Annotated in this window: 12 protein-coding genes; 3 read left to right on the forward strand and 9 right to left on the reverse strand. The window is 58.6% G+C overall.

The genetic code is table 11. From position 1 onward, the window contains the following. Positions 1-4: 4 nt before the first annotated feature. From MPN23_RS06370 to MPN23_RS06400, 7 genes are all read right to left on the reverse strand, one after another. The gene (locus MPN23_RS06370) at positions 5-742 is read right to left on the reverse strand and encodes an ABC transporter ATP-binding protein (protein ID WP_243546864.1); all 738 of its coding nucleotides are present in this window, start codon (positions 740-742) and stop codon (positions 5-7) included. 3 nt (positions 743-745) lie between these two features. Further along, positions 746-1,678 (reverse strand): ABC transporter substrate-binding protein, encoded by a 933-nt coding sequence (locus tag MPN23_RS06375; protein ID WP_243546865.1) that lies wholly within the window; start codon positions 1,676-1,678, stop codon positions 746-748. 112 nt (positions 1,679-1,790) lie between these two features. After that, on the reverse strand, positions 1,791-2,861 hold the full coding sequence (locus MPN23_RS06380) for an SO_0444 family Cu/Zn efflux transporter (RefSeq protein WP_243546866.1): 1,071 nt from the start codon (positions 2,859-2,861) through the stop codon (positions 1,791-1,793). 67 nt (positions 2,862-2,928) lie between these two features. Next, positions 2,929-3,285 carry an ArsR/SmtB family transcription factor gene (locus MPN23_RS06385; RefSeq protein ID WP_243546867.1) on the reverse strand — a complete coding sequence of 119 codons (357 nt, stop codon included), beginning with the start codon at positions 3,283-3,285 and terminating at the stop codon, positions 2,929-2,931. 79 nt (positions 3,286-3,364) lie between these two features. Next, positions 3,365-3,883, reverse strand: a complete 519-nt coding sequence (gene tpx, locus MPN23_RS06390; protein ID WP_243546868.1) for a thiol peroxidase — start codon at positions 3,881-3,883, stop codon at positions 3,365-3,367. An 89-nt stretch (positions 3,884-3,972) separates the two neighbouring features. After that, positions 3,973-5,061: a hypothetical protein gene (locus MPN23_RS06395; RefSeq protein WP_243546869.1), complete on the reverse strand. Its 1,089-nt coding sequence runs from the start codon at positions 5,059-5,061 to the stop codon at positions 3,973-3,975. A gap of 60 nt (positions 5,062-5,121) precedes the next feature. Further along, entirely contained in the window at positions 5,122-8,073 is a 2,952-nt protein-coding gene (locus MPN23_RS06400) for an NAD-glutamate dehydrogenase domain-containing protein (RefSeq protein WP_243546870.1), read from the reverse strand. Between the two features lie 231 nt (positions 8,074-8,304). Between MPN23_RS06400 and MPN23_RS06405 the strand changes: the two genes are divergently transcribed. After that, complete coding sequence (locus MPN23_RS06405; RefSeq protein WP_243546871.1) at positions 8,305-9,261, forward strand: chemotaxis protein; 957 nt, start codon at positions 8,305-8,307, stop codon at positions 9,259-9,261. Then, entirely contained in the window at positions 9,258-9,659 is a 402-nt protein-coding gene (locus MPN23_RS06410; RefSeq protein ID WP_243546872.1) for an Hpt domain-containing protein, read from the forward strand. Before MPN23_RS06405 ends, MPN23_RS06410 begins: the two co-directional genes overlap by 4 nt. Before the next feature lie 95 nt (positions 9,660-9,754). Here the strand turns inward: MPN23_RS06410 and MPN23_RS06415 are convergent, their stop codons facing one another. Both MPN23_RS06415 and MPN23_RS06420 read right to left on the reverse strand, forming a co-directional pair. Next, positions 9,755-10,264 (reverse strand): hypothetical protein, encoded by a 510-nt coding sequence (locus tag MPN23_RS06415; protein ID WP_243546873.1) that lies wholly within the window; start codon positions 10,262-10,264, stop codon positions 9,755-9,757. A 19-nt stretch (positions 10,265-10,283) separates the two neighbouring features. After that, on the reverse strand, positions 10,284-12,125 hold the full coding sequence (locus MPN23_RS06420; RefSeq protein WP_243546874.1) for a UbiD family decarboxylase: 1,842 nt from the start codon (positions 12,123-12,125) through the stop codon (positions 10,284-10,286). Between the two features lie 543 nt (positions 12,126-12,668). Here MPN23_RS06420 and MPN23_RS06425 point away from each other — a divergent pair. Continuing rightward, positions 12,669-13,058: a bacteriohemerythrin gene (locus MPN23_RS06425; RefSeq protein ID WP_243546875.1), complete on the forward strand. Its 390-nt coding sequence runs from the start codon at positions 12,669-12,671 to the stop codon at positions 13,056-13,058. Positions 13,059-13,159 lie beyond the last annotated feature (101 nt).

Below are 13,159 nucleotides of genomic sequence, written 5' to 3' on the forward strand. Positions count from 1 at the left end.
CGGTTCACCACAACTCCTCCACGGTATGCCGCAAGTCGCGCAGCAACTTGAAACACGCTTCGGTGTCGCGGATGTCCGGGTCGCCGAACCCCGGATTCTCGAACATGGCCACACGCCGGGCCGGTCTGCGGGACAGCACCAGAATGCGGCGGCCAAGGACAGCGGCCTCCTCAAGACTGTGCGTGACAAGCACGTACGGCACCCTGCGCCGGGACCACACGTCGAGCATGGTCTTCTGGAGCCGTTCGCGAGTGAGCGCGTCCAGCGAGGAAAACGGCTCGTCAAGCAGCATGAGCCGGGGCCGGGTCACGAAAGCCCGGGCAATGGCCACCCGCTGCTGTTCGCCGCCGGACAGCATGGCGGGATAATCTTTGCCGCGCCCGGCCATGCCCAGTTCCTCAAGCTGCTCGATGGCACGCGCCATGCGCTCCTTGCGCGGCACGCCCAGAATCTTGAGTCCCAGAGCCACGTTTTCCGCGATGTTCTTCCACGGCAGCAGACCATAGTCCTGCAAAATGATGGAAATATCTCCGGCAGTTCCGTCAACGGGACCACCGGCAAGGGCAATGCTTCCGGCATCGGGACGGGACAGCCCGCACAGCATGTAGAGCAGAGTCGTCTTGCCGCAGCCGGACGGTCCGACCACGGCCAGAGTCTGGTCCGGTCCGAGGTCGAAGGACAAATCCTCGATCACGGTACGCCCCGTGGCGTACGCCTTGGTCACATTCCTGACAGCCAGCATGATCTACGGCAGCACCGGCGCAAGCACCATTTCATTGGGCAGTTCGCGCTCCAGCAGGCCGTGCGCCACCATCCACTGCTCCACTTCATCCAGCTCGGCATCCGAAGGCATGGCCGGAAGCGGAAAATCATAGACCGGAAATTTCGGTGCAAGCGGCTTGGGAATGCGGCAGGTTTCCGCCATGAGCCGGCGATAGTTCTCGGGATTGGCCCTGATGTGTTCGACGGCCTCGGCGTACGCGTCCACAAATGCGCTGTACTGCGTTGCCCCGTTGTCGAAATACCTCTTGTGCAGGCAGAGCACGGTCAGGGGGACATCCAGTTCGTCGCAGGTGGCAATCACGCTGCCGCCCTTGAGCCGCACAAGGGAGAGAAGCGGTTCGGGCAGCAGGGATGCACCAAGCTGGTCGGTGAGCAGCATCTGCATGCGGATGGGAATCTTCTTGACCTCCACGCGCTCGAAATGCCCCTTTCCCACACCAAGGCGCGCCTCCATCTTGTCCAGCAGGAATTCCATGATGGTGGAGCGGGAATAGCCGATCTTCACGCCCTTGAGCGAATCGAGCTGCGCGTCCCTGTTGGCCGGAGACAGGGCAATGCCGAACATGGGATTGCCGGGTCTGGTGCGCCAGGAAGTCAGGGCGATGTACATGGGCACCTGTTTCTGGATGAGCATGTACGTGGCGATCAGGTCGCCGAAATATCCGTCGAGCTGCCCGGCCTGCATGGCGGTGTCGCGCTCCAGAGCCGAGGCGAACGGCACCAGTTCCACGTCCAGACCATGCGCCTGAAACAGGCCATCCCGAACCGCGACCTGAAGCGGCAGCGTATCCAGAACAGGCAGTATCCCGAACCGAATTTTCACGTTTTCCGCCCCGGCATCGGACCCGAAACACAGCACGCCCAGCATCGCCAAGGCGAAGATCAGTTTCCTCATCCCATATCTCCCTGTTTTGCTGGCGCAATGTGTATCACGCAGCCCAAGGAAAGAAAAGGCGGCCCGGTCGGGAAACCGGTCCGCCTGACTGTCATCGGCAATTCATCTCCTGTCAGTGGTGCCGTCTGCCCACCATTCCCCAGCCTATGAGGCCAAGCAGCAGGACGGCACTAGCCACGCCCAGCCATTCGGGCAGGGTCTCCCCGGCCTCGGCCACCACGGCCCGGATGTCCAGCCCGAGATGGGCGTAAAGCCGATCCGTGGCCCAGGCCAGTGCCAGCGAACAGATCACGATGGACAGCAGATACAGCCCGGCAGCGCGCTTGCCCAACGTCTTGAGCATTACGGTAATGGTCGCGCCGTTGGTGGCGGGTCCGGCCAGCAGAAACACGAGCGCGGCTCCGGGAGAAACCCCCTTGAGCAACAGAGAGGCGGCAATGGGCGTGGAGGCCGTGGCGCACACATACAACGGCAGCGCCACCACCAGCATGGCCGCGTAGGACAGGAATCCGCCCCCCAGATACTCCCCGACCAGATTTTCCGGAATGACCGCAGAAATGATTCCGGCCAGCACCACGCCGACCAGCAGCCAACGTCCGATGTCCTGCACCATTTCCCCGAACGCATACTGCATGCCGCCCAGAAAACGTCGCCATGGAGAAAGAGGTACCTCCAACTCAGCGAGTCCGCGACTGCATCCCCCGCTGCATCCGCACCCGGAATGGTCATGCGACTCGGAAAGATGTTGCAGGGGAATCGGTTCAGGCTCCCTTTCCGGAAAAAGATTCACGAGCACTCCCGCGACAAGCGCGGTCACCGATGCGGCCACGGGCCGAATCACGGTCATGATCGGATCTATCAGCGCATAGGTCACGGCAATGGAATCCACCCCGGTTTCGGGTGTGGAAATCATGAAGGCTGTCGTGGCCCCCTTGCTCGCACCCTGCCGCCGCAACCCGAGGGCTGCGGGCAACACGCCGCAGGAGCACAGAGGTAGCGGCACGCCAATGACCGCAGCCTTGGCAACCGACCCGACAGTGCTGTCGCCAAGATGTCGACTCATGAACGAGTCGGGTACGAACGCCTTGAGCAGTCCGGCCACGAAAAAGCCGAAGAGAACATATGGAGCGGCATCCACAAGCACATGCCACGACTCCGAAACAACAAGGTATATCATTTCCATGCTTTTCACCTACCCACTCGCTACAAATGAACACTTGTTCATATCAAAGGTCAAAAAAAGGGGTTCATCACCCCTCCTCAAGAATGTGGTCATATCCCTGCGTCAACAGATTGCGCACATGCTCGTCATCCAAAGCATAAAACACGTTTTTTCCTTCCTTGCGGTACCTCACGAGCTTGGCCGCCCTGAGCAGCCGAAGCTGGTGGGATATCGCGGACTGGGACATTTCAAGGACCTCGGCCAGCGCGCATACGCACAGTTCACTCTGGGACAGGGCAAACAGGATGCGCACGCGTGTATAGTCTCCGAGCGCCTTGAACAATTCGGCCAGAAACAGGAAATTTCTTTCCGAAAGCATCTGGTCCTTGACCACGGCCACATTGACCGCGTGCTTTTCCGTTTCATTGCAAGCCATATTCGACATGGTCTCCTCACATGACTAGTCACTCATATATGATATATGTAACTTCATTGGTCGGGATTGTCAATCCGGAACAGTCTCGTCAGGAAGCGGCCTTTCGGGCAGCCTCCAGAGCGGCCTCGTAATCCGGCTCCTCGGTAATTTCGGGAACATACTGGACATGCCGCACCACTCCCTTGCGATCCACCACGAAAACGGCCCGTGTCAGAAGACGCAGTTCCTTGACCAGAGCGCCCCACGCCAGCCCGAAACTGGCATCCCGATGATCGGAAAGGGTTTCGACCGCATCCACGCCCGCCGCCCCGCACCAGCGTGCCTGAGCAAAGGGAAGATCCATGCTGACGGTCAAAATCCGGATATCATCGCCAAGGGCTGCGGCCTCAGTGTTGAACCGTCTGGTTTCCATGTCGCAAACAGGTGTATCCAAGGACGGCACGCACGCGATCACCAGCACGCGACCGGCATAATCCTTCAGGGTCCTGTCATTCAAATTCGTATCCAAGGCACTGAAATCAGGCGCATTATCGCCAACACTGATTTCCGGTCCCACCAAGGTCAATCCGTTGCCCATGAATGCGACGGCTCCGCTTCTCTCCGGCATTGAAGACTCCTTGCTGTCAGGTTTCACGCATTCACGCATACCACGCCCACACCTTTGCAGCAAAGATTATAATCCTTATTTTTCCCACTTCACTGATTTTCCGTGGCCTTGGTCAGCAGCGTCACATTGCTCCGGGTGAAAAAACCATCGAACTCCCCGTAGCGATGGATGTATTCATTGACGAGAAGCGTATTTTCAAATGGAACGGAAAAAGTCTGTTTCAAGCCCTCTTCCGGCGATCCCACGAGGTCCACGAGAAACTCCATGCCATCTTCGGCAAGTGCCGCATGGGTCCGCTCGATATTCTCGGTTCGAAAGGCCAGATGGTGCACGCGCGTGCCATAGTTGTGAATGAACATCTCGGTCGGTCCGGCTTCGTCCGCGGACTGAAACGGCTTGATGCCCGAGGTGAACACCATGGCGTAGTCATCATGGCTGAGGCGCGCCACGTTGGTGATGGAATTCAGGGACTCCACGTAAATGGAAAAGTCGAAATGGTAGTTGGTGAGTTCCATGAACTCGATGATGGCCTTGTCCCTGTCCTCGGCCCGAACCCGCGTGGCCGCGTGATCCAGTTCACGAATGTCGGCCAGGTGCGGCCGGTCCGGCTTCCCGAGATGCCAAACCAGAGGCGCAGCTCCTTCCCACTGGTATTTCCCTTCCCTGCCGTCAATCCACTTGATGAACCCGAGGGAATTGCCGGTAAAGGAGGAAGGTTCGGTCTGAATGAAGAGATAGGCATCGGTCTCGACAATGCCTTCGGTGAGAAAGCGGACTCCCCGCTCCTTCTGGATGTCCACGTATCGTTCAAGTTGCGGACACTGAAACACGAAGGTTTCCAGTCGCGTGTTCGGCAGATGCTCGCTCTTCGGAGCCGGATTCACGGCACGGAACGGATTATCCAGCCCCTTGCGACTGGTGACAAGAAAATCCGCGCCTCCATCCTGCCGCAGCACGGCCGTGCGCACGGCCTGAGCCTCGAAAGCGCCGTCGAATTCCAGTCCGGTAGAGGAAAGCAGTTCCCTGACCGCCGCCTTCTGCCGGTCAGGTTCGGTGTTGATCACCACGCACTCGAGTCCGCCGACCAGACCGTTCAGCCCCAGTCGGGCACGGTCCTCGGCCACGCGTGCCACCTCGCGCCGCAACAGGGAATCGTCGTTGCAAAAAGACAGGCCCATGTCCCTTCTCCCGTAATGGAGGCGGGACACGGGCCTGATACGGTCCGAATGCCGCCCGGGTTATGCGAGTCCGAGGCGGGCCAGAGTCAGATGCTTGCGTCCGGAACTTTCCAGAATTTCCGCAATCACGTCCTCGTCGGCCAGTCCGGCCTTCCGGATTTCCTCGACCAGCGCACCGACGCGATCCTCCTCTTCGAGATAGCTGAACAGTACGTCGCGAACGTCACGCACATTCGTCAGATTCTCGGCCCAGCCTATTCCTTCCTGATAGACCATCTTGGCAGAAATGAACGAGGCCAGCAAGGCAAGCTGATGCTTGCGCGGCAGGTCGTTCACCAGACGCTCTCCATACTTTTCCACCAGCACGGCCGGGCAATAGGCAAAGAGTTCGTTGCACAGCCGGGGATCGTCCGCCACCTTTTCCAGCCCCTTGTCCAGAATCACGGCAATCCTGTCCGCAAGAGAGATGATCGACCGGGAAATCTGGAAGGCAAGCCCGATCAGACTCTTGCGACCGCCAGCCAGCTTGTATTCCCGCATCAGGGTCCGGGCCTCGGAACGCGCCCTCAGCCGCAGAATGTCCAGCAACTGGGCCACGTACTCGTCCTTGATGCCGATGAACTCCTCCTCGGAAATCACGAGTCCGGCCAGAATCTCGTAGGAGGAGCAGATCACGCCGGTCTTGTTGGCCGAAGGACCGGGCACGGCAAGCACCCCCGCCTTTTCCAGATGCAGGCGCGCATCCGGCGAAATGAAGATGTTCGCGCCCTCGATGATGCCTCGGGCCGACGGCGTGCCGTCGCGTTGCAGGAATTCCTTCCAGTTCGAGGCATTGATGGTATCCGGCCTGCCGCCGGAAGGAATGAACAGATCGGCCACGACGATGTTGTGCAGCTCGTTGCGGATGCGCACACCGTCCGGGTCGTTGGTGGAGACCACGAACGCACTGTCGCTCTTGAGCCGAGCCGGATCGAAGTCCGCGGTCTTGAGCGACTTGTCCATGAGCCGCAGGAGTTCGCGCCGGTCCAGACCGTCCGGATCGAAAATCGCGCCATGCCCGTCGGTCATGGCAACGATGCGTGCGTTGTCGCCGTATTCGCGGAACAGAATCCTGACCACGTTGGATGCCACGTCTCCGGCGGGTCCGCCCGTGATCTTGACCGTGAACGGATCGCGCTTCGGGTCGATGCCCAGGGTCTTGAGCACCTCGTCCGCAAACACGACCACGCCTTCGCTGGTCACGCCGTACTGCTTGTGCGCGATGCCCGCGCCCGGCTTGGAACTCATGAACGCGGACGGCCACTTGTATCCGCGCCGCTCGGCACGGTCCGCCATCCACTGGATATGCGCGGGAGTGATGTTCTCGTCCGGGCCGAGGAAAATGATTTCCTCCCGATTCAGATAGTCCACCACGCCGGGCTGCACAAAGCCCTCGGCATCCTCGGGCACGGCAATGAGGTCCAGAAAGGAATCCACCATGCTCTTGACGGCCAGATCGATGTCCCCGTCCGGACCAAGCAGGATCACGGCCTTGGAACCGCCCTCGGGAATGTCCTTGTTCTTGATCTGCTGGGCGCTCGCCAGTTTGGTAACCTCGTCGAAGAGCCGATTGGACTCCAGCTCGAACTGCTCCTGGCTCCAGGTGCGGACCACACGCACGCCCCCGCGCGCCGTATCGCGATACCGGACATGGAAGCCGAAGCTGTAGGGACCGTGAAAACAGTAGATGCCGTAAGGGCGCTCCTCTCTGGGCATGGGCGCAAGAATCAGCGGGTCCAGCCGAAAGCTCAACCCCGCCTTTTCCGGCAGGTAATAGTTGGTCCGCAATGTATAGCGGAAGAACTTGTAGACATAGGTGAGAATGTCCCGCGCAACCTGATCCCCGACATTGCGCAGAGCCTGCCGGACCGCATTCCTGCGCTCGAGCATCAGGGCCTTCCGATCCCCGGCTATCTCCGGATTGAACCGGGCGTCGAAGTAGCCGAACAGTTTTTCCGCCAGCTCGCGATGCTTGAGGATGGTGTAGACGATGCGGCTCGACGTGTAGGCATGGATGTTCTTGCGCATCAGGAACTGATGCACGAACTCGGACGCCGCCTGCATGAGCATGACCTTGCCGAGTTCCCAGCCGTTTTCCGAAGCAAGGGCTTCAAGGCCGTGAAACGCGAACCATTTGACGAGCTTGAGCTGACGTTCGAGCCTGAGCCACCTTTCGGATTGCGGGTCCATGTCGATCCGCTCCCGGTTCAGATAGAAGCTCATGATGGCCACGGTGTTTCCGTCCAGCTCGAACTCGTCGGCATAGGCGCGATCCACGGGAATGCTCTCCCAGGCCAGCACCTTGATGATGCGCAGCAGAAGCGCCCTTCGCGGCGGATTGGCCATGGCCACGCTGATCCTGTCGAATCCCGGGTGCACGTCCTTTTCCAGCATGACCTGAACCCGCTCCCTGCCGATCAGGCAGCCGCAGGTGTTGAAGTGGCGGACGGCCCGTTGCGGATCGAACTTTTCCACGTAATCCTCGGAAACCGAAGACAGAAAATGCTCGAACTCGCCGGTGTCGCCGGGCAGACTCGTCTGCTCGCCGGCCAGTTCGGCGAGCGCGGCCCGAAAATTGCCGCCGTCCGTGGCGCACTGCGGCTGCGGACCGAACAGCAACGTGTCCAGACGCAACGAGTCGTCCCGGCTGGAATAGATTCGCGCGATCTGGATATCGCGATCGATGTACGGCTCCAGGACCTGTACCAGGGCCTTCATGTCTCCGCCGGGCGTGATGTGCGTCACCTTGGTGCCGCACGGGCTGTGCAGGGCAATGGCCTGCCTGTCTTCACGCACCAGTCCGGACACAATGCCCATGAGATGGCGTATCTGCTCCTCTTCGCCATGGGTCCGGAAATAGTATTCCGGCATGTTCTCGTAGAACCACGGCACAAGAGCGTTCACCGAATCCTGTAGCCTGCTTCCCACTTTATCCCGAATTTCCATCGGGCTGGAACCCTCTGCAATAGTCATTCTTCGCTCCAGTTTGGGGTGAATAGGATTTTCAACTTTGCCCTGACGCAGCCCGGTTGCCAAGAGGGAAGTCAAATTTTTTGGAAAAATCATTCCCTCATTCGCATTACGGGATTATTCATGGGAATAATTCACGATAACGGCATGGACAGTCGTTCATTCAAAGCGTAAAAAACCGACAGTCGTGCCCCGGAAGTCCCCGGCTGGCCGCCAAAGGCAAACGAGGTAGACATGAGCACCCCACGGAACAACTCCGTAGATACCGGAATTCTGTTGGAAACCGGCACCAACGAGCTGGAAATACTTGAATTCTACATCAGTGAGACACGCAAGGAAGGAGAACCGCCGGTTCCCAATTACTTCGGCATCAACGTGGCCAAGGTCATGCAGGTGATCGAAACTCCGAATCTGGAACCGCCGGAGTCTGCTCCGCATCCGTCCTTCATGGGCACGATCCCTCTGCGCGATCACATCCTTCCGGTCCTCGACCTTTCGGTCTGGCTGGAGCTGGACATGCCCAAAACCGAACGGGACATCGTCATTGTCACGGAATTCAGCCAATCCGTCACCGGCTTCCTCGTGTCCGGAGTCACGGAAATCCACAGAGTGGGCTGGGGCGAGGTCATTCCGCCCAGTGGCGTGATCTCCAGCAGCACGGATGCCATCATCGGACTCGTGGACAAGGGCGACCGCTTCATCCAGCTTCTGGATCTGGAAACCATCCTGTCCCAGTTCACACAGCGGGACGATCTGGAAGTGGAAGTGGCGGACCAGCGCTACACGGCCCTTGTAGCGGACGACTCCGCCACGATCCGCACCATGCTGCAGGAGCACCTGACCGAAGCCAACTTCAACATCATCATGGTCACCAACGGCAAGGATGCCCTGGACAAGATCTTTCAACTCAAGGAACAGGCTCTTGAGGAAGGATGCGACATCACCGAACTGGTGAATGTGGTCATTTCCGACATTGAAATGCCACTCATGGACGGTTTCAGCCTGACCAAGAACATCAAGCAGGATGAAGTCTTGCAAATACTGCCCGTCATACTGTATTCTTCCATCATCACCAAGGAACTGAAGCACAAGGGCGACTCTGTCGGTGCAAACCTGCAGATAACCAAGCCGGACATCCATACCATCCCCGGCAGAGCCATAGGACTTATCAAAGGCGGTAATCCGGAATGACCCCAGTTCGAGACCATGTGCTCGAAATATTCATTGAAGAGACCGAAGAACGGCTCAACAACATCGAGGCAGGCCTGCTGGAACTGGAAAAATGCGGGGATCACTGCGATCCCGATCTCGTCAATTCCGTGTTCCGGGATGCGCACTCGGTCAAGGCCGGCTGCAACCTGCTCAAGTTGCACACCATCGAAGACCTTGCCCACAAGCTGGAAAATGTTCTCGAACTCATCCGACGGGACAAGCTTGCGCCTACCGAGCTTGTCATCACGGCCAGCCTGGAGGCCGTGGACAAACTCCGCGAACTTGTGGAGGACGTGGAAAACAGCGACGGTGTCAGCATCCGGTTGCACACGGCCATGCTCGACAACGCCATCCAGATGGGCGGCGCTTCGGTCTGATCCGTTTCCCGAAGAATCAAAGGAAACGGCCCGCGTTTACAATGAACGCAGGCCGTTTTTCATTTCGCAACGACGAAAGACAGATTGTCCCCGGACTAGCTCCCCATCTGCCGCAACAGGGCATCCACGTCCGCGAGCTTGGAGAACGACGTATTCTTGAAGACCTCGCCCTGCACGGCGGCCAGAAAGGCATCATAGTCCAGAGAGCGGAAGTCCAGATCCACGCCTCTGGCCTGAAAATACATCTCCAGAAACACGGCCAGAGACTCGTCCTCGATCACCTTGCTCAAATCATTGGGGTTGGCAGCCGAGGTAAACGGCTTGTTCATGCCGCCCAGAAAAAACAGGTCCAGACTGTTCTCGCTGTTGGTGGCCACTCCGAGCAGATTGAACGTCTTGAGCCTTGCTGCAAAATCCTCGGACATGTCCGGGAACTGCATCAGCTCCTGCTTGGGATACACTGCGGCGAACACCAGAACTTCGCCGTCCTGAAACATGGTGTGACGAAAGACCTTTTCATCCCGGTTCTTGCGGGCGGCCTTCACGGTTTCATACAGGTCATGGCAAAAGCCGGCCTTGAGATCGCGGATAACGTTCCGATCCATTATTCAGCTCCGATTCCGTCTAAATGATTCCATGCAACGGGCCGCCCGGCGCGCCCAACTCATCCACCCGCCGTTCCACCTCGGGATCGGGCTCCAAAGGCGGCGCGTGATACGTCTTGAGGCGTGCGTCCACCACCACGGCGGTTTCCGCGCCCCAGTGCTTGCAATGACTGAACGCCCGAACCCCGTAGATATCCGTGGCCGGGTCGGACCGGGTAAAGGCGACCCACAGGAAATTGTCCCAATCGCGAGCCGTGAACCCGGCATCGTCCGCAACCACGATGAGCGGAAAGCCTTCCAGCCCGACAGCCTTTTCCAGAGCCTTTGCCAGCCGCTCCATGGCCGGGTCCTGCTGATCGCGCTTGCGCCGATGTTTGGGTCCCTTGATCACGAGAATGCCGGGCTGAAACACCTGAGGATCGCGGAATCCGCGCGGCAGGTCCAGATTGCCGGGCTTTTCGACTCCCAGTTCCCGCTTTTTCGATCCGGCAGCAGCCAGAACCAGTTTGGAGCCCTGATTCAGACTGATGCCCGAATAGTCCAGCGTATCGATGGTGGTTCTGGTGATGAAATGCAGGTCACGGCCCAGATCGACCCGCTCCAGCAGATGCCGGAAGAATTCGGGCACGCGATGCGCGGACAGGTCCGGGGCATCCTCGGCTGCGGCAATGAGCACGTACTTGGAAAGCGAGGTCTGGGTATTGCCCAACAGGGCCAGCGCATTGGTCAGCAGTTCCTGCGGCTGGCGTTCCTCGGCATACGGCACATACCGTTCACTGCCCACGGCCAGCAGAAGAGGATGCACACCGGCCGCATCCACGGCATGCACCTCGTGCACCCCGGAAAACACGGACGGCACCAGCGCCCCGGTCAGGTCGTGGATGAACTCCCCGAACATGGTGTCCTCCTGGGGAGGACGTCCGACCGTGGTGAACGGCCAGACCGCATCGGTACGATGATACACGGCGTCCACGCGCAGAACCGGAAAATCGTGTTCAAGACTGTAATAGCCGAGATGGTCGCCGAACGGCCCCTCGGGCTTCTGCTCATTCGGCAGCACGGTGCCGCAAATGCAGAAGTCCGCTTCGGCCAGAATGGGCAGTTCCCCGGCCTTTCTGACGAACGGAATGCGATGCCCGCCCATGGCTCCGGCAAAAAAGACCTCGGGCATGCCCTCGGGAAGCGGCATGATCGCGGCAAGGGTCATGCTCGGCGGCCCGCCCACGAAGACATTGACCTTGAGAGGCTCGCCTCTGCGGATGGCCTGTGCGTGATGATGGCCTATGCCGCGATGAATCTGATAATGCAGACCGATTTCCCGATTCCTCTCAAAGGCCCATCCCGAGAGCTGTACCCGGTACATTCCGAGATTGGACGCACCGAATCCGGGAGAATCCGGACTTTCGGAATATACCTGCGGCAAGGTCACGTAGGCGCCACCATCCATGGGCCAGGAGACCAGTTGAGGCAGCGAGGAAACGCTTGTCCGATTTTGCATGACCGGACCGGACGCAACCTTTCTGGGCAGAGTATGCCATGCGGCCAGAGGCGCACGCACATATTCCCACGGGCGTTTGAACGCGGCCTGAGGTTCCAGCTTGAGCCGCATGAGCCGTTCAACGGTTTCCAACGTGTCCCGAAAGACATGGCGCAAACGTTCCCGTGTGCCATAGATATTGGCGGCCATGGGAAATCGGCACCCCTTCACGTTGGTGAAGAGCAGCGCCGGTCCACCGGCCTGAAACACTCTGCGCTGAATGGCCCCGGCCTCGATGCGCGGGTCCACGCATTGCTCGATGCGCACCAAATCGCCTCTTGCCTCCAGATCGGCAAGACATTCGGAAAGATTTCTGTATCCCATCTCACTTTCCCATGCTTGGATTCACTGATCGGACAAGGTAGACGGAATATGCGAAAAAGTTAAGGGGGAATCGGCAGACAACGAAGAATCAGTTCACGCCCGACTGCCAGACGCAGTCGTATCTGAACGGACTGAGATGACGAAACGCGGGTTTCATGTCATGCAAGGAAGGTTTCAGCCCCTTGGACATGGCATTGCGGCATGTGTGGCAGAAAACCGCCGGATAGGTGCAGGCCACGCAATACGGCCTGAATTCCTCGCAAGTCGTCGCGTTCCAGGGGCGGCGATGCCCGAGCACGCATCCTTTTCTGTAAAATACGCAGCGACTGCAAACATCCGTCATTAAATATTTTTTTCTCATGATTTCACCTCAAAACAGCCTATGTGCCAGTTTCGAGTAAAAGCACGCACCTCCATGCCGGACAATTATAATCTCCCCACATTTGCCTTGGGGGAAAACGACCGGGAAATACCGTCCTGCGACTTGCACCGAACTTCCTGCATGCGTTACCATTCCGGAAACGGTCAACCGGAGGAAGCAACATGACCCTGATGACCTGGGACCCGAACCTGTCCGTGGGAGACGAGACCATTGACGCCCAGCACGAAAAACTCATCAACCTGATCAACGAGGCATATGAATCCGTTCAAAAGCATGATGAAAAGCAGATAGGCAAACTGATCGACAAGATGCGCCAATATGCCGACGTGCACTTCTCGGCCGAGGAAGCCCTGATGAAACGGGATGGTTTTCCGGGCCTTGAGGAACACAAGTTTCACCACGAAAAATTCCGCATCGAAACACAGCGCTTTCACAAGGAGAAATTCTCCAGGACGAATCTCAGCCAGATTTTCGTATTCCTGAGCCGTTGGCTGATCAACCACATCATGGAAGACGACATGCGGTACGCCCGCTACATCCGGGGCGAATAAGCCCGCCCTTCCATGCCGGGTCCCTTCCTGTTGCGTGCCGAAGATACATATATTATCCAATCGGCACGCAAATCCCGCGACAAACCACACCAAGGAGTTTT

Source organism: Pseudodesulfovibrio tunisiensis, from assembly GCF_022809775.1.
In the GTDB taxonomy this organism is placed as follows: domain Bacteria; phylum Desulfobacterota; class Desulfovibrionia; order Desulfovibrionales; family Desulfovibrionaceae; genus Pseudodesulfovibrio; species Pseudodesulfovibrio tunisiensis.

Coding starts and splice junctions, on each gene's coding strand:
- MPN23_RS06375 (WP_243546865.1), bottom strand. CDS start 1,678: ATGAGGAAACTGATCTTCGCCTTGGCGATGCTGGGCGTGCTGTGTTTC.
- MPN23_RS06385 (WP_243546867.1), bottom strand. CDS start 3,285: ATGTCGAATATGGCTTGCAATGAAACGGAAAAGCACGCGGTCAATGTG.
- MPN23_RS06370 (WP_243546864.1), bottom strand. CDS start 742: ATGCTGGCTGTCAGGAATGTGACCAAGGCGTACGCCACGGGGCGTACC.
- tpx (WP_243546868.1), bottom strand. CDS start 3,883: ATGCCGGAGAGAAGCGGAGCCGTCGCATTCATGGGCAACGGATTGACC.
- MPN23_RS06410 (WP_243546872.1), top strand. CDS start 9,258: ATGACCCCAGTTCGAGACCATGTGCTCGAAATATTCATTGAAGAGACC.
- MPN23_RS06420 (WP_243546874.1), bottom strand. CDS start 12,125: ATGGGATACAGAAATCTTTCCGAATGTCTTGCCGATCTGGAGGCAAGA.
- MPN23_RS06400 (WP_243546870.1), bottom strand. CDS start 8,073: ATGACTATTGCAGAGGGTTCCAGCCCGATGGAAATTCGGGATAAAGTG.
- MPN23_RS06405 (WP_243546871.1), top strand. CDS start 8,305: ATGAGCACCCCACGGAACAACTCCGTAGATACCGGAATTCTGTTGGAA.
- MPN23_RS06395 (WP_243546869.1), bottom strand. CDS start 5,061: ATGGGCCTGTCTTTTTGCAACGACGATTCCCTGTTGCGGCGCGAGGTG.
- MPN23_RS06415 (WP_243546873.1), bottom strand. CDS start 10,264: ATGGATCGGAACGTTATCCGCGATCTCAAGGCCGGCTTTTGCCATGAC.
- MPN23_RS06425 (WP_243546875.1), top strand. CDS start 12,669: ATGACCCTGATGACCTGGGACCCGAACCTGTCCGTGGGAGACGAGACC.
- MPN23_RS06380 (WP_243546866.1), bottom strand. CDS start 2,861: ATGGAAATGATATACCTTGTTGTTTCGGAGTCGTGGCATGTGCTTGTG.